Source organism: Paenibacillus sp. EKM206P (assembly GCF_011066155.1).
In the GTDB taxonomy this organism is placed as follows: Bacteria; Bacillota; Bacilli; order Paenibacillales; family Paenibacillaceae; genus Paenibacillus; species Paenibacillus polymyxa_D.
Genome location: NZ_JAAMNQ010000018.1, coordinates 25,441 through 41,801, shown reverse-complemented (window position 1 = coordinate 41,801; position 16,361 = coordinate 25,441). Strand labels below are relative to the sequence as shown.

Genomic DNA, 16,361 nt, shown 5'->3' with positions numbered 1-16,361 from the left:
CATGAAATATATCGGAGTCAACGGCGTCCTCACGGAAGCCGCAAAAGCCGTGGTTCACGTAAGTGATCACGGCTTTTTATACGGAATGGGTTTGTTTGAAACATTCCGCACCTACAAGGGTGCCCCATTCTTGCTGGATCGGCATCTGCATCGACTACAGGAAGGCTGCCGAATGCTTGGCATTCCTTTTCAACCTGATGAGGAGCAGCTTACGAAACACATTCAGCATCTGATGGTGGCAAATGGGTTGGATGAAGCCTACATCCGCTACACCGTATCAGCGGGTGAAGAGGTGCTAGGATTGCCGACGGGTGACTATACGCGTCCCAACCATATTTTGTTTGCCAAACCGTTGCCCTCTACCAATACACAAATCGGGCAATCGACTTCCCCATCGGCGCTTCAGTTGTTGCGAATCCCCAGAAACACTCCAGAGGGTGAGGTTCGCTTAAAGTCGCTGCATTATATGAATAATATTCTTGCGAAACGGGAACTTCAGCAGTATGCCGAAGCTGTCCGTTATAAGGCTGAAGGAATGATGCTTACGGCCAATGGTTTCCTGGCAGAGGGAATGGTCAGCAATCTGTTCTTTGTGCGGAATAATACGCTGTATACACCTGACTTGTCTACAGGGATTCTGCCAGGCATTACGCGTGAATTCATTTTGGAGCTGGCGCATCTGCGAGACATTCCTTGTGAGCAGGGCCTGTACCGCTGGGACGAGTTGAAACAGGCTGATGAAATTTTTATGACCAACTCTATACAAGAAATACGGCCCGTGGATTTGTTGTTGGAGCCGGGAGGAACAACGAATCATTTTTCGGTTCCCTTGACGCAGCCCAGGTCCATAACAGCTTTGCTGTTGCACGATTATAGACAGAAAGCAGGGATCAAGTGAACATACCGACCCTTTATCAACGTAGTTACCGAATGGGGGATGCCGAGCTTACACTCGGACATTCCACACAGATCATGGGTATACTGAATGTGACCCCGGATTCATTTTCCGATGGAGGATTACATTATAACCCGGAGATTGCTGTTTTACATGCATTGAAGCTGGTGGAAGATGGAGCCGATATCATTGACATTGGCGGGGAGTCTACCCGTCCCGGTCATGATCCAGTAGGTGTGGAAGAGGAGCTGGCTCGGGTCATTCCGGTCGTTCAGGCCATCCATCGTATCGCACCGCACATTCCATTATCTGTAGATACTTACAAAGCTGAAGTAGCCAGAAAGGCACTCGAAGCTGGCGCACATATCATTAATGATGTGTGGGGGTTTAAGGCAGACCCTGATATGGCACGTGTAGCTTCGGAATTCGATTGCCCGGTCATTTTGATGCATAATCGTCATGACCGTAACTATAGTGATTTAGTTTCTGATATGCTGTCCGATTTAAAAGAGAGTATCCGATTAGCGCTGGATGCGGGGGTACGTGAGGAACAGATCATTTTAGACCCAGGTATCGGTTTTGCCAAGGATTACGATGAAAATATTCATGCCATGACTTCTCTCGATAGATTGGGTCAGCTGGGCTTTCCGCTGTTATTGGCTACGTCGCGCAAAAGATTTATTCGTACAGCACTGGATTTGCCTGTGAATGATGTGGTGGAGGGCACGGCGGCTACTGTTGCTTTTGGCATTGCTCAAGGGTGCCAGATTGTGCGTGTACACGATGTGGCGCAAATCAAGCGCACCGTACGTATGTGTGATGCGATGGTGTACGGGTCTAAAAATGCACTGAGTTATGGTGGTTAGGAGACGCTTCATGAATGATTTGATCCTGTGATCGCTGTTGCAACGGGATTCTTTTGAATTGGTAAAACATATGACTGTAGGAATCCCGTTGAGTATATGCTTACGATGTAGCTTTTCCTTGAAAAGCTTTGGAGGCGAGCGCTACGCTTCTCCGGATTCAAATCCTTCATTCCGCTACAACGCACCATAAAGTCACTGTATTTTTTAGAGAGAAATTAATGTAAGAAGAACGGAAAAAATAGTAGAACGAAAACGAAGTGGACGGAATGGTGCTGTACAAGCGAAGCGGTCGCCTTTGTGCCAGGATTCCAACCATTTTATCCTAATATAAGGAAATCTGGGCACAACAGCGATGGGAAGTACCATCCGACCGCGTAGTGGTGCCGCGTGTACACCTTTAGTTGAGCTTATTTAGAAAAATCTAATAAATAACAGGGGGCCTACCCACAATGGATAAAATGAAATTGCATCGTATGGAGTATTACGGATATCATGGCGTTTTTCCAGAGGAACGTAAGCTGGGACAACGTTACTATATTGATTTGGAACTGGAGCTTGATCTGCGTGAAGCGGGTGAGCAGGATGCTTTGGACAAAACGGTTAATTACGCCGAGGTGCATTACACCGTTAAAGATATTGTAGAAAAGGAGTCTTACCAATTGATTGAAGCTTTGGGCGAACGTATTGCATCTTCCCTACTGGACACTTATACTAGTGTCAATGCACTGACTGTCAAAGTCACGAAGCCGCATCCGCCATTTGATATTCATTTTCAAGGCGTGACGGTTGAGCTTTATCGCGCAAGAAAGTAGGAACGATACATGAATGCACATTCGACCTCTGAGGCATCAGAGGCTTATATTGCTTTAGGGGCTAATTTGGGGGAGCGCGAGCATACCCTGTATGAAGCCATTACGGCGCTGGACGAACATCCGGGTATCCGGGTAATACGGTGCTCCAGCCTGTACGAAACAGAGCCTGTTGGGTATCTGGATCAACCTTCTTTTTTGAACATGACGGTAGCCCTATCTACAACACTTGCTCCAGAGGAGCTTCTGGTATATATGCTGGAGGTGGAGAGTCGTCTGGGGAGAGTAAGACATATTCCTAATGGTCCACGAACCATTGATCTGGACTTGTTATGGATGGGAGCGGCACAACTGGCTACACCGGATTTGGAGCTTCCTCACCCTCGCATGTTGGAGCGTGCTTTTGTACTGGTTCCCTTGGCTGACATCGTTCCGAACCAAGATCCGTCCGGTCTGTACAGTATCGTGCATACTGCATTGAATTCTGTGGATGGAAAGGACGGCATACAGCTTTGGAAAACATGCAGCTGGCGCAACGACTCCGCGCCTTTCGGAAACTAAAAGGGTTCACACAGCAGGAGTTGGCAGAGCGTACCGGTATATCTTTGACTGTATTAGGTGCTGTGGAGCGAGGCAATCGTACAATAGACTTAGACATGCTGAACATTATCGCCCAAACGCTAGAAATTGAAGTCCGGGAACTGACGGAATGACGATAAATAATGATACAAAAGAAAGAATAAAGGGGTGAACAGATATGTTGAAAATCGGCGGTATTGAAATGAAAAACCAAGTCGTTCTGGCTCCGATGGCAGGCGTGTGCAACCCTGCTTTTCGCCTGATCGCCAAGGAATTCGGTACAGGCTTGGTATGTGCAGAGATGGTTAGTGATAAGGCGATCATTCACGGCAACAAGCGTACACGTGAGATGCTGTTTGTAGATGAGCGCGAGAAGCCGCTTAGCTTGCAAATTTTCGGAGGCGACCGTGAAACTCTGGTGGAAGCAGCGAAGGTCGTAGATCAGGAAACGAATGCAGATATTATTGATATCAATATGGGTTGCCCGGTTCCCAAAGTGACCAAATGTGATGCAGGTGCTCGTTGGCTGCTCGATCCAAACAAGATTTATGAAATGGTATCGGCGGTAGTGGAATCAGTAAACAAGCCGGTTACTGTGAAAATGCGTATTGGTTGGGATAGTGAGCATATTTATGCCGTAGAGAACGCTCGCGCTGTTGAACGTGCCGGAGGACAGGCCGTTAGCGTACATGGCCGTACACGGGAGCAACTGTATACGGGACTTGCGAATTGGGATATTATAAAAGAAGTTAAAGAAGCAGTTTCCATTCCTGTAATTGGAAATGGCGATGTGGCATCACCGGAAGATGCTCGCCGTATGCTGGATTTGACCAATTGTGATGGCGTTATGATCGGACGCGGTGCTCTGGGGAATCCGTGGATGCTCTATCGTACGATTGAGTACTTGCAAACAGGTGAGCTGTTGCCCGATCCTGCACCGGAAGAAAAAATTCGTATTGCCATTCTGCATATGGATCGTCTGGTTGCTTTGAAGGGTGAAGCAGTAGCTGTTCGTGAAATGCGCAAGCATCTGGCTTGGTACCTCAAGGGGCTTAAAGGTTCAGCACGTATTAAGGATGTCATTATGGAAGAAACAAAGCGCGACGATATGGTACGTATTTTGGATCAATTTGTATCTCAATTGCACATGGTAGAAAACGATGAGCCTTTTACAAGTGCTGCATCTCCTGCTGCTGTTGCGCAATAAGGAAGATGTTCCTGCCTGTGCGCGCGATTGACTTTTCCAATTGCTTGCCCTATAATCGTTCAGTATAAAATCTTGATGTATGCTACAAATTGTGTGCAGCTCTCAAGACAACAGCAGGAAATGTTCTCATTCCCTCAGAGTGGCATATTATGTTTTGAAGGCGTGCATTCCGATGCACTTTTAAACTTTTCCCATGACAGGAGAATCGGTTAAGATGAGCGATAAAGAAGTCATTCTGACACAGGAAGGTCTTAGGAAGCTCGAAGATGAGCTTGAGAACTTAAAGTCTGTCAAACGCCGCGAAGTGGCTGAACGGATTAAGGTAGCCATCGGATACGGAGATATTAGTGAAAACTCCGAATATGAGGATGCGAAGAATGAGCAGGCCTTTATTGAAGGCCGTGTAATTACGTTGGAAAAGATGCTACGCAATGCCCGCATTATCAATAGTGATGAAATTGACACCGATGTTGTGGGAGTAGGCGCAACTGTGACTGTTGAAGATTTGGAATTCGGAGATATTACAGAGTATGCTATCGTAGGTTCTGCCGAATCTGACCCGCTACAGAACAAGATTTCGAATGAAAGTCCGGTTGGCAAGGCAATTCTCGGTAAGAAAAAGGGAACTGTTGTGGATGTCACCGTTCCAGCAGGCGTTATTCAATATAAAATCGTGGATATCAAGAAATAAGACACGGACTTTGGAATTTAATGTAAAAGCTTCCTTGTGGAAGCTTTTTTTCTCTACACCCGGACGGACCCCGGCCCGTCTATTCATATTGAAGGAGCTGATTTAGCACCATGTCGGATGAAACTACTAACCAGGAAACACAAGAAAACCGCGAGGAATTAAGTGAATTATTGCAAATTCGTCGTGCCAAATTGGACGAGCTTCGCTCATTGGGCATTGATCCTTTTGGACGCAAATACATACGCACGGCTGAAGCGGGCGTACTACTGAGCAAGTATGACAGTTTGACTAAGGAAGAACTGGAAGAAAAGAATATTGAAGTTAGCATAGCAGGCCGCATTATGGCTAAACGTGTTATGGGAAAAGCCAGCTTTGCTCATATACAGGATCTTAGCGGACGTATTCAAATTTATGTTCGTCAAGACACAGTACCTGAATCCAAATATAAAGCATTTGGCATTTTGGATCTGGGCGATATTGTTGGTGTTAAGGGTGTGCTCTTTAAGACCAAAACAGGCGAAACGACAATCAAAGTGCTGGATATTGAGGTCTTGTCCAAATCCTTGTATCCATTACCAGAGAAATATCATGGTCTGAAAGATGTTGAATTGCGTTACCGTCAGCGCTATGTCGATCTGGTTATGAACCCTGAAGTACAAAAAACGTTCATTACACGGTCCCGTATTATTCAATCCATGCGTCGTTATCTCGATTCGCTCGGCTATTTGGAAGTTGAAACCCCAACATTACATTCCATTGCTGGCGGAGCGGCAGCGAAGCCATTTGTTACGCACCATAATGCATTGGACATGCAGCTTTATATGCGTATTGCTATTGAACTCCATTTGAAACGACTAATTGTCGGCGGAATGGAGAAAGTATATGAGATCGGTCGTGTTTACCGTAATGAAGGTATTTCGACCCGCCATAACCCTGAGTTTACGATGATTGAGCTGTATGAAGCGTATGCTGATTATAAAGATATCATGAAATTGACGGAAAACATGGTTGCACATATTGCGCAAGAAGTACTGGGCACACAGCACATTCAATATCAAGGCCAGGAAGTGGATCTGACGCCGCAATGGCGCAGAGTCTCCATGGTTGATGCTGTTAAAGAAGTAACAGGCGTAGACTTTAGCGTGCAGATGAGTAATGAAGAAGCTCATTGCCTTGCGAAAGAGCATAAAGTTCCGGTTGAACCGCACATGACCTTTGGCCATATCCTGAATGCATTCTTTGAGCAGTTCGTAGAAGAAACGCTCATTCAGCCGACCTTTATTACGGGACATCCGGTTGAAATCTCGCCGTTGGCCAAGAAAAACGAACAAGATCCGCGGTTTACGGATCGCTTCGAGCTGTTCGTGGTCGCTCGTGAGCATGCGAATGCGTTTACTGAGCTGAATGATCCAATCGACCAGCGCCAACGTTTTGAAGCTCAATTGCTGGAACGTGAGCACGGTAACGATGAGGCTCATGAAATGGATGATGACTTTATCCGCGCCTTGGAATACGGTATGCCGCCAACAGGCGGATTGGGCATCGGCATCGATCGTTTGGTCATGTTGCTGACAGATGCGCCTTCCATTCGCGATGTGCTGCTTTTCCCGCATATGCGTAACCGTACAGTAGAATAACATAACATTATGAATATAGAGGATCAGCCGGGTTTCCCGTGTCTTGTTCCTCTTTTTCATAAGAACGGATGGAGAGAATACTCTAATGAAACGCAGCGTCAAGCTTAGTCGGTTCGCATCGCCTCCTTTTATATTGGTCATTGGATATTTATTGATTATTGCATTGGGTACTTTGCTACTGATGCTTCCTGTTGCCAATCATAGTGGTCATGCTCCGCATTGGATTGATTCGCTTTTTACGTCCGTCTCAGCCGCTTGTGTCACAGGACTGGTCGTCGTTGACGTCGATTCAACGTATACGATGTTTGGCGAAACCGTCATTTTGGTGCTGATGCAGCTAGGCGGGCTGGGGTTTATGACCTTAGCGACCTTGTTTGCGCTGTTATTGGGGCGGCGATTATCGCTGAAGGATCGGTTGCTGCTTAAGGAGGCTATTAATGCCGATAGCATGGAAGGGATCGTGCGTATTATTCGCAAGGTGCTGATCTTTTCTTTTACCATTGAGGCGATAGCTGCCGTTGTCTTGGCTTTGCGGTGGATGCGAGAAATGCCTGTCGGACAAGCGATCTATTATGGAATATTCCATTCCGTATCCCTCTTTAATAACGGGGGATTCGATCTGTTCGGGACTAGCTTCCAACAGTACGCTGGAGATTTTGTTTTCAATATGATTGCATCTGTGCTCGTTATATCAGGAGGCTTGGGTTTCCTTGTACTTAGCGATTTGTTCGATTTTCGCCGTACCCGGAGACTATCTCTACACTCCAAAATGGTGCTAAGCGTGTCGGGAGCGCTCATTGTGATTGGTGCGCTGGTTATATTTATTTTTGAGTTTACCAATGCACGAACCTTGGGTGCGATGAACTGGGAAGGCAAAGTATATGGAGCTGTCTTTCAATCGGTCTCCACGAGATCATCAGGTACGAGCACAGTCGATATCAGCGGGTTAAGGCAGGCAAGTCAGTTTTTTATTATGTTGCTGATGATTATCGGCGCTTCCCCGGGCTCCACGGGAGGAGGCATCAAAACGACTACATTTCTGCTTATGGTAGGTGCGCTAATCGCCGTCATGCGAGGACAGAAGGAAATTGTGTTTTTCCGTCATAGGGTCCCCAAAGATATCATGATGCGGGCGCTTACCATTATTGTACTAGCCCTATTTATATTCTCGATTGTGGTTATACTGCTCTTAATGACAGAGGATGCCCCATTTCTCTCCCTTGCATTTGAGGCTGCTTCCGCAATCGGAACGGTAGGCTTGTCCGTAGGAGTGACGCCAGGATTGTCTGATGCAGGCAAGCTGATTATTTGTGTGACCATGTTTATTGGTCGGATTGGTCCTCTTACGATTGCCTATGCCATTCGTCCCCGCTCGACCAAGACATTGTACCGTCGTCCCGAAGGGCATATTGTAATTGGATAGTGTATCGGTGAAAAAAGATGTACCCGTGCTGATTAGCATAGGTACATCTTTTTTCATTTCAGATCATCATAATTCTTTATGGGTAGCATATCATGAAAAATGCCCATTTTGAGAACAAGACGAAATAGTTTGAACAGATACTGTTTTTTGCAGAAAAAACGGCTATTTGTTTCCTTTTATGTAATTATAGACAAAATACTAGGAATATTATGTATAATATTGTATGATAGTGGGCATGAAAGGGGGATAGTTGAGGTGAATACCAATTTCTAATTTGAAAGGAATCATCTATTATGTATTTATTTATTATTAGTGCCGAAGTTTTATTTTGGGTTTTTGTTGTTGCAGGCTTGATCGCAAGGTATATGTTTGGCTTGAAGAAGTTAGGCGGCCTTCTTTTACTATTTACCCCCATTATTGATATCCTGCTACTAATTGCGGTGTTTATCACGGTGAAAAGTGGCATGGAGATTACGACTGCTACTGGCTTGGCGGCCTGTTATTTTGGTATTACAGTAGCATTTGGTCATAGGTTAATTAAGTGGGCGGATGTACGGTTCTCCCATTGGTTTGGTAAGGGACCCAAGCCTGAACGCAAGTATGGTGCTGCTCATGCAAAAGAGGAACGGATAGGTTGGTTGCTTCACCTTTTGGGCTGGGCTATAGGTAATGCTTTGTTGCTCGCCATCATTGTGTATGTTGATGATCCACAGCGTACGGCGTCTTTGGAGGGCATTATGCAAACATGGGCGATCGTTCTGGTAATCGACTTTGTTGTCTCCTTTAGCTATACTTTAGCTCCCAAAAAACAAAAGCGTAGTCTATAAAGGTTAAGGTTTTACACTTAGATGATATCTGGCTGGTCACTCAGGATGTTCAAATCGGGAGAGTCATTGTTGGTGAAAATGAAGTGGTTACTTCCGGTAGTGGGGTGAGTCTGTCATCGGAATGTAAATATTTACAAAAATATGCGGATTTTATGTTTAACTTACTTTGACAGTCACCTTATTTTCGCCTCGCTATCTTTTTTCACACACATGTATCCCTTTCGATTTGAACACAGACCAACAGAAGCAACACAATTATTTTTTGTGAGATGACAGACAGCATACATGATGTGTTACACAAATTTTAAAATAAATTTTGTGATTTGCCTAAAACGTCGCCTATCTAAGTTTGGCAATTAACGCGATAATATTCCAGGAAAGATTACATATGTCTATAAATGTAGACATACGCAATTAAGTTGTTATTTTGTTTAATAATGTAAAAAAGAAAGGTGGTTTCTGTGGCAGTACTACTGAGCGGTAAGAACATTTTGATTATGGGCGTGGCTAATAACAGGAGTATTGCTTGGGGGACAGCTCAATCTTTAGCTGCTGAAGGAGCACAACTCATTTTTACTTACGAAAATGAGAGGGTTGCAGAGCGGGTACTAAAGCTTGCTGAAACCATTCCGGGAGCACTGGTCTGTCCTTGCGATGTACAAAGCAATGAAGAGCTTGATGCATTGGCGGATTTTCTAAAAGAAAAAGTAGGCGTGTTGCATGGTTATTTTCACAGTGTCGCCTATGCTAAGGCTGAGGATTTGGATGGCTTGTTCGTTGACACTTCTCGCGAGGGATTCGCCGTTGCACAAGAAATCAGCGCCTATTCCTTGGCTGCTGTATCCCGTCGAGTGTACCCACTGATGACAGAGGGTGGGAGTATCGTCACCATGACGTATATTGGCGCAGAACGAGCGATCAAAAATTACAATGTTATGGGTGTGGCGAAGGCTTCACTGGAAGCCAGCATGCGCTATCTGTCGAATGATCTGGGCACATATGGCATTCGTGTAAATGCGATTTCCGCTGGTCCGATACGGACTTTGGCTGCCTATGGCATTAAGGATTTTAACACAATGCTCAAACATATTGAAGAAACTACGCCCCTACGCAAGACGGTTGATACGTCTGAAGTCGGAGATACGGCGTTATTCCTATTTTCCCATTTATCGAGAGGCATTACGGGTGAAGTTATCCATGTAGATGCTGGATACCATATTACGGGGATGTAAGGAGGGAACGTTGTGCTTATTACGCATACGGATTGCCGGATTATCTCACCTGAAGGAATTATGACCAGGGAGCGTCTGGAGCGAGACGTTACGATCTTCTCCCGGATGTTGACTCTCAGAGGCATTCCCGAAGACGGTAGAGTGATTCTGAAAGCGGCCAATTCTTATTGGTTTGTTGTGTCTCTGTTCTCCCTGTGCAATATCGCTGTTTCGGTGACTGTGGTGGACGAGCAGACGGTGCTCGATGAGGTGGCCCAAATCTATGATGAAGCGGGTGCCTGTTGTATTCTTACGGATTCCGATTTAGAACTTCCTCATGCTCTCGTTATTCTGATTCAAGATTTGATTCAAGAAGAAACAGCACATCCGGATTGGGTGGGAGAGCCAAAGCTTGAAGCCCTCGACTTTAACAAGTGGTGCGAGAGGCCAGATGCGCTCATTCTGTATTCTTCAGGTACGACGGGAAAACCCAAGGGAATCGTGAAAGCTGGTTCAGCTTTTATGGAGAATATCAGGCATTCCATACACGCCATGAACTACCTACCGTCTGACCATATGCTCCCCGTTGTGCCATTCTCTCATTTTTATGGAATCTCACTTATCTTCTCCTGGTGGTTAACCTCATGTTCTCTCATCATCTGCAATCCAAAAAACCTCTGGAGCGTCATTGCAAGTATTACGAAAGACCGGGCGACGGTCGTAGATGCTAACCCCTCTGCTTTTTACACCTTGTTGCGTATGCTAAACCGAAAACCCGAACAACTGGAAATGGTCAAGGAAGCCCCGGTGCGCATGTGGTGCGTAGGCGGTTCTCCACTTACCCAAGACCTTGAAGAGAAATTTAACAACATATTTGGACAGCCCCTGCTGAATGGTTACGGTCTTTCTGAACTGGGCAACGTTACGCTGGGGACGCTAGAGTGTCCGAAGGGTTGTGGACTACCATTACCTGGTGTGGATTTGAAAATACTAGATTCTACAGGCAAACAGCAGACGGACGGTGTCGTAGGCGAAGTGTGGATACGCAGTGCTGGATGCATGGAAGGTTATCTGAATCGTCCAGACCTGACGCAATCCGTTCTACAGGACGGTTGGTTCAAGACGGGGGATCTGGGCTATCTGGATGACGGAATGCTGTATGTCATTGGACGCAGCGGCAAGACGGTCAACCGGATGGGCTATATGGTATCTCCGGTCTATATTGAGGACCGGATTGGTTCGTTAGGTTACCGATCCTGCGTGATCACCTTGGAGGATGAGGCTAAAGGGACATTACTTGTTGCCTTCATCGAAGGCGAATCCTTGCAAGCCTTGTCTGTACTCCGCAAAGAAATAAATCGTGTGCTCCCTTCATACATGTTTCCCGATCTTTTGCTTCCGCTCGACCACTTTCCTTTAAATCGCAATGGAAAGGTGGATCGTTTGGAGATGGAGCGTATTGCCCTGGAAAAAGTTGCTTCTCGCAAGGTATAGCAAGATATTTACCAAAACCGCATATAGGAAAGGGAGAATGTGCCATGAATATAAATCCAGAATTGGCAGAAAACACACTGTTTTTGGAAAGGCATGAATCTATTCTGAAATGCCTCAATTATTTGATTGAAAATCGGCAGGAAGTGATGGATATTCTCACGCAATTTTCATCCTATCGGGCCGCCAATGCAGAAATTGACTCCACGATCCTCACACTTCAAGGTGCTCTGCAAGAAGTGCAGACCTATCAGCCAAGTCGGCAACGATCTATGGCTGTATTCATGCCTTCCAACGTCATTTTATACTCCTATGCATTATACCTTTTGATTCCGTCCCTGTACGTTGAAAATATAGACTTTCGCCCTTCTTCTCACGTAAATGAGTACGTCAACATGCTGCATGAAAAGCTTCAGGCTGTACATGGATTACCCATCTATATTCGCAAAGTTAGCCAGAAGGTGTTCATGGAGAATTCCGTGATGCCAGCTGATATTGTGGTGTTCACCGGGAGCTATACCAATGCGGAGAAGATCAAAAAACAGATTCGAAAAGATCAGCTCTACATTTTTTACGGACAAGGGCTAAATCCTTTCATCATCGGGCCTGATGCAGATCTGGAGCTGGCGGTTACCGATGTGATCCGAATGAGATTGTTCAACTCTGGACAGGACTGCCTAGGCCCCGACATCATTCTGGTACATCAAGATGTGAGTGAGCATTTCAAGGATCTGCTGATTCAACAGCTTGACCAACTCGTGTTTGGAGCCAACGATGACCCGAATGCAAACTATACCCCTATATTCTATAAAGACACGCTATATTCGGTTTCTGAATATTTTAACACGAACGATAAGTTTATTATTTACGGCGGCGGCATTGATTTCCGTACGAAAAAAATGGAGCCAACGGTTGTATATAGTGAATTGGATCAGAATCTGGAGATTATTGAGTATTTTTCGCCAGTCTTCAATGTAGTTAGCTACCAAAACGACGAGCAACTGATCAAGCGTATCTCCTCCAGTTATTTCAGTGAACGTGCAATGGGTTGCAGCTTATACGGATCGGAGCACCTGACTGACGTTCTACGAAAGAAGCACACATTGACCATTAATCAGACGCTTGAGGATGTGGATCAAGGCAATAAGCCTTTTGGTGGCTACGGCACGATGTCGAACTATATTTTTTACGATTTCAAGCTCATTTCAAAGCCAATCTTGATTTCAGAAATTGTCGCAGAATATTTGTCGGAAAAGAGGAGTTTGGTATGACTGCGAGCTTTTTTCCCTGGGATGCCATCATTGGCTACTTAAAGTCTGCTGGGGTTCAGCATCTCTTTGGATTACCAAGTGATGACCTCAAAATCGTATCGTCACTCCCCTCATCCGGTATGGATTTTATTCTGTGCAAAGATCAACGTAATGCTGTGTTCATGGCAGCAGGTTATGCGCTCACCACCAACCAGATGTCCGTATGTGTTGTGGGTAAAGGGCCTGCGCTCAGTAATACACTTACAGGGCTGCTGGAAGCCAAGAACCTGGGCGCTCCGATCCTGCTTCTGGCGCTTGGTACCGGAGGAGATAAGCTGGGTACCCGATCCTTTCAGGAAGCCGATCAAATCTCACTTGTGAAGCCGCTTGTAAAATGGGCTTATCGTGTCGAGCATGTAGATCGGCTTGTATGGGCGATGGAGCGGGCTGCCTTTTTGGCCATCAATGGAGCACCGGGTCCTGTCTATATCGAACTCCCTGAAAACCTGATGGACCAGCCTGTGCCAACAGGGCTTCAGTTTACCCCACCAGAAAAGCTGTCGTGCTCTCCGTCTCGTCGGGAGTTGGATGCGGCTTGGGCGATTATAAAGACGGCGCGCAGGCCGCTCATTCTAGTCGGAGGGGGAATGAAGTCAGGTACAGGTGATGTGATTGAGCGGTTCGCTCACCAACATGGAGCGGCCTTGTTCGCAACTGCCTCGGGACGGGGTGTAGTGGATGAAGAACACGAACTTTTCTGCGGTGTTGCCGGACTCTATACGGATCTCAGTCTAAGACAAATCTGGAAGGAATCTGATGTGGTGATCACACTGGGCAGCCGCTTGGAAGAAACGGCTACGTTCGAGTGGGATATTCTGCTACAGGATACACCTTTGATTCAAGTCAATGTAAATCTGGAGGATTTTGCACACGAATACAGGGGTATCAAAGTGCTTGGTGATGGATATGCAGCAGTGGAGCAATGGCATGATCGGCTAGGGCAGAAGCCTGATGGAGTGTGGCTTGAAACAATCAGGAGCTGTAAAGAGAAGGCTTTTTCTCATAGGGCTATCTATCTGGAGGAATTGCAAAAGGCTCCTGGGATCCACGTTCCTGAGCTGTTGGACATGATTCAGACGGAGTTCCCCGAAAATCTGGTGCTTCTTCAAGAGAATGGATTGCAGGATATGTGGTCCTATTTTTATCCATATTTCCGCTTTGCCCAAGGCTCTCTTTCGATTGTTCCTAGTGATCAAACAAGCCTAGGATTCGGTGCGGCTGCTGCTCTGGGAGCAAGTGTGGCAACGCAACGTCCAGTAGTGGCACTTGTAGGTGACGGTGCGTTCAATCTCTTCTGTTCGGATTTTATGACGGCGGTGGAGTATCAAATACCATTAATCTATGTCGTACTCAATAATGGTGGGTATGGTTGGTTACAGAATCAGATGAATTATAAGCATCTCACAGGGCAGTCCCTCCCGTTTGTTTCTGAGGCGGCCAAGACAGGAATTCAAATTCCCCAGTATGAGTTTGTAGAGAGCCTCGCAATTCGGAGTAAGGGAGAGGCACGGGAACAGCTTCAGCTTGCTTGGCAAAAGTATCAGGAGAACAAGCTTGTGGTCGTCGAGATATATGCTGATCTTGCGGATGTGCATGAAAAAATCAGCCATGTGTATGGCGACTTTCCTCTCTACGAGCAACAGGCTTCCAAGAATTAATTTCAACGAAGGACGTGGATACAGTGAGAAGACGTGTTGTAGTGACTGGACAGGGAGTCGTAACGCCGGTTGGGCTTAATCTTACGGATTTCTGGAATTCACTGTTGAAAGGAAAAAGCGGAATTGGACCGGTCACTGTTTTCGATACAGCGGACATTCCGACAAAGATCGGTGCACAGGTTACGGGCTTTGACCCATTGCAATATATGAGTAAGAAGGAAGCTAATAAAGTGGCACAGTTCACTCAGTTTGCTTTGGCGGCTGCCCGGCAGGCGGTGGAGCAATCCAAATTAGTGATTGATGAGCGGAATGCAAGTCGCGTGGGGGTTATTGTCGGCTCTGGAGCAGGCGGCCTCGACGTTATAGAGGAGAACTATGGGAAATTAACAAAGCTTGGTCCCAAAAGAGTTTCTCCTTATTTTGTTTCCTCGATGATGATTAATTCAGCACCTGGTGAAATCTCCATTGCTATTGGGGCCAAGGGGCCTTCGTTTGCTGTGGTTACAGCTTGTGCTACAGGAAGCAATGCCATCGGTGAGGCATTACGTACGATCCAGTACGGCACGGCTGATGTCGTGGTTGCCGGTGGAGCAGAAGCCAATTTTAGTCAGCTTGATCTGGCATCATTTGCGAATATTCATGCTCTCTCCAGACGTAATGAAGAGCCGCAGAAGGCTAGTCGTCCGTTTGATGTGGATCGTGATGGATTCGTCATCGGTGGAGGAGCAGGAGTCTTGGTGCTGGAGGAGTTGGAGTATGCTTTGAACCGCGGAGCCACCATTCTGGCCGAAGTTGTGGGTTACGGATGCACAACGGATGCGTATCATATCACGGCTCCAGATCCCTCTGGCTCCGGCCCGGCAGAAGCGATCAACATCGCACTGCAGGATGGCGGCTTAACACCGCAGGAAATCGACTATGTCAATGCCCACGGTACGAGTACGCCATTTAATGATCGTATGGAGATTAATGCTATTCAAAAAGTGTTCGGGGAGCATGCCCCCCTTTTGGCGATATCGTCTATTAAATCCATGACTGGCCATTTAATGGGCGGTGCAGGGGCAGTCGAATTAATTGCGACTGTGCAGAGCATGATTCACAGCAAAATACCACCGACACTCAATTGTGACAATCCGGAAGCTCCTGAATTGAACTTTGTGCCGCATGTATATCAGGAACGCGAGGTCCGCGCAGCGATTAGCAATTCATTTGGTTTCGGAGGGCACAACGTCTGCCTTGCTGTTCGCAAGTGGGAAGGGGAATAAGCCTGTGAGCGAAGAGCTAATCCATATCCCGGATGTGCTTCCTCACCGGTACCCTTTTCTTCTGTTGGATGGCGTGACCGGGTACGAAACGTCGCAGTGGGCGAAGGGATACAAGCTTGTCACCTGGAGTGAGTGGTTCATTACAGACAGTAATCCATACATGCCTCCTATGTTGATTGTGGAGTCGCTTGCACAATTGGCGGCATTCGTGGCGGTTGATAAAAAAGGGATTTCATACCTGACCAATCTCAATGGGATTCGGTTCCATAGCTTGGCGAAGCCTGGGGACCGAATTGATCTCTACTTTGAAGTGATCAAGCGTCGACGGGGCTATATTCTGGGAAGTGGTCGTGCTTCCGTAGGGGATCGATTGGTAGTTGAGGCGGAAGAAATTGTTTCACTGGATCAATGACGGGGTGGAAGCGCACGTTAAACTTTCCTTTTGTCCTCCTGACTGCCAGGTGCAGCGGGGGGATATTCACATCATGGAAT

The 16,361-nt window shown here is 46.5% G+C and carries 16 protein-coding genes; all 16 read left to right on the top strand.

Features of this window, described 5'->3' with window-relative positions; all coding sequences use genetic code 11:
- Nucleotide 1 precedes the first annotated feature (1 nt).
- A complete protein-coding gene (locus G9G53_RS23910) occupies nucleotides 2-898 on the top strand; it encodes an aminotransferase class IV (protein WP_029514633.1) in 897 nt (298 codons plus the stop codon).
- Nucleotides 895-1,761: a dihydropteroate synthase gene (folP, locus tag G9G53_RS23905; protein WP_165150714.1), complete on the top strand. Its 867-nt coding sequence runs from the start codon at nucleotides 895-897 to the stop codon at nucleotides 1,759-1,761. Before G9G53_RS23910 ends, folP begins: the two co-directional genes overlap by 4 nt.
- Nucleotides 1,762-2,210: 449 nt before the next feature.
- Complete coding sequence (gene folB, locus G9G53_RS23900) at nucleotides 2,211-2,573, top strand: dihydroneopterin aldolase (RefSeq protein WP_013368705.1); 363 nt, start codon at nucleotides 2,211-2,213, stop codon at nucleotides 2,571-2,573.
- Nucleotides 2,574-2,582: 9 nt separating this feature from the next.
- On the top strand, nucleotides 2,583-3,131 hold the full coding sequence (gene folK, locus G9G53_RS23895) for a 2-amino-4-hydroxy-6-hydroxymethyldihydropteridine diphosphokinase (RefSeq protein ID WP_029514636.1): 549 nt from the start codon (nucleotides 2,583-2,585) through the stop codon (nucleotides 3,129-3,131).
- Nucleotides 3,083-3,283 (top strand): helix-turn-helix domain-containing protein, encoded by a 201-nt coding sequence (locus tag G9G53_RS23890; RefSeq protein ID WP_185156379.1) that lies wholly within the window; start codon nucleotides 3,083-3,085, stop codon nucleotides 3,281-3,283. Before folK ends, G9G53_RS23890 begins: the two co-directional genes overlap by 49 nt.
- A 44-nt stretch (nucleotides 3,284-3,327) precedes the next feature.
- Complete coding sequence (gene dusB, locus G9G53_RS23885) at nucleotides 3,328-4,356, top strand: tRNA dihydrouridine synthase DusB (protein ID WP_165150712.1); 1,029 nt, start codon at nucleotides 3,328-3,330, stop codon at nucleotides 4,354-4,356.
- A 214-nt stretch (nucleotides 4,357-4,570) separates the two neighbouring features.
- A complete protein-coding gene (gene greA / locus G9G53_RS23880) occupies nucleotides 4,571-5,047 on the top strand; it encodes a transcription elongation factor GreA (protein WP_013308160.1) in 477 nt (158 codons plus the stop codon).
- A gap of 110 nt (nucleotides 5,048-5,157) precedes the next feature.
- The gene (lysS, locus tag G9G53_RS23875; RefSeq protein WP_165150710.1) at nucleotides 5,158-6,684 is read left to right on the top strand and encodes a lysine--tRNA ligase; all 1,527 of its coding nucleotides are present in this window, start codon (nucleotides 5,158-5,160) and stop codon (nucleotides 6,682-6,684) included.
- 85 nt (nucleotides 6,685-6,769) lie between these two features.
- Nucleotides 6,770-8,107: a TrkH family potassium uptake protein gene (locus G9G53_RS23870; RefSeq protein ID WP_165150708.1), complete on the top strand. Its 1,338-nt coding sequence runs from the start codon at nucleotides 6,770-6,772 to the stop codon at nucleotides 8,105-8,107.
- 293 nt (nucleotides 8,108-8,400) lie between these two features.
- The gene (locus G9G53_RS23865) at nucleotides 8,401-8,934 is read left to right on the top strand and encodes a hypothetical protein (protein ID WP_165150706.1); all 534 of its coding nucleotides are present in this window, start codon (nucleotides 8,401-8,403) and stop codon (nucleotides 8,932-8,934) included.
- A gap of 461 nt (nucleotides 8,935-9,395) precedes the next feature.
- Nucleotides 9,396-10,166, top strand: coding sequence for an enoyl-ACP reductase FabI (gene fabI, locus G9G53_RS23860; RefSeq protein WP_029514642.1), 771 nt, complete (start codon nucleotides 9,396-9,398; stop codon nucleotides 10,164-10,166).
- A 12-nt stretch (nucleotides 10,167-10,178) separates the two neighbouring features.
- The gene (locus G9G53_RS23855; protein WP_165150704.1) at nucleotides 10,179-11,639 is read left to right on the top strand and encodes a class I adenylate-forming enzyme family protein; all 1,461 of its coding nucleotides are present in this window, start codon (nucleotides 10,179-10,181) and stop codon (nucleotides 11,637-11,639) included.
- A gap of 44 nt (nucleotides 11,640-11,683) precedes the next feature.
- Entirely contained in the window at nucleotides 11,684-12,907 is a 1,224-nt protein-coding gene (locus G9G53_RS23850; protein WP_029514644.1) for an aldehyde dehydrogenase family protein, read from the top strand.
- A complete protein-coding gene (locus G9G53_RS23845) occupies nucleotides 12,904-14,604 on the top strand; it encodes a thiamine pyrophosphate-binding protein (protein ID WP_165150702.1) in 1,701 nt (566 codons plus the stop codon). The genes G9G53_RS23850 and G9G53_RS23845 overlap by 4 nt, the downstream gene beginning before the upstream one ends.
- Before the next feature lie 23 nt (nucleotides 14,605-14,627).
- The gene (fabF, locus tag G9G53_RS23840; RefSeq protein WP_165150700.1) at nucleotides 14,628-15,869 is read left to right on the top strand and encodes a beta-ketoacyl-ACP synthase II; all 1,242 of its coding nucleotides are present in this window, start codon (nucleotides 14,628-14,630) and stop codon (nucleotides 15,867-15,869) included.
- 19 nt (nucleotides 15,870-15,888) lie between these two features.
- On the top strand, nucleotides 15,889-16,281 hold the full coding sequence (locus G9G53_RS23835) for a 3-hydroxyacyl-ACP dehydratase FabZ family protein (protein WP_029514647.1): 393 nt from the start codon (nucleotides 15,889-15,891) through the stop codon (nucleotides 16,279-16,281).
- The last annotated feature ends 80 nt before the right edge of the window (nucleotides 16,282-16,361 follow it).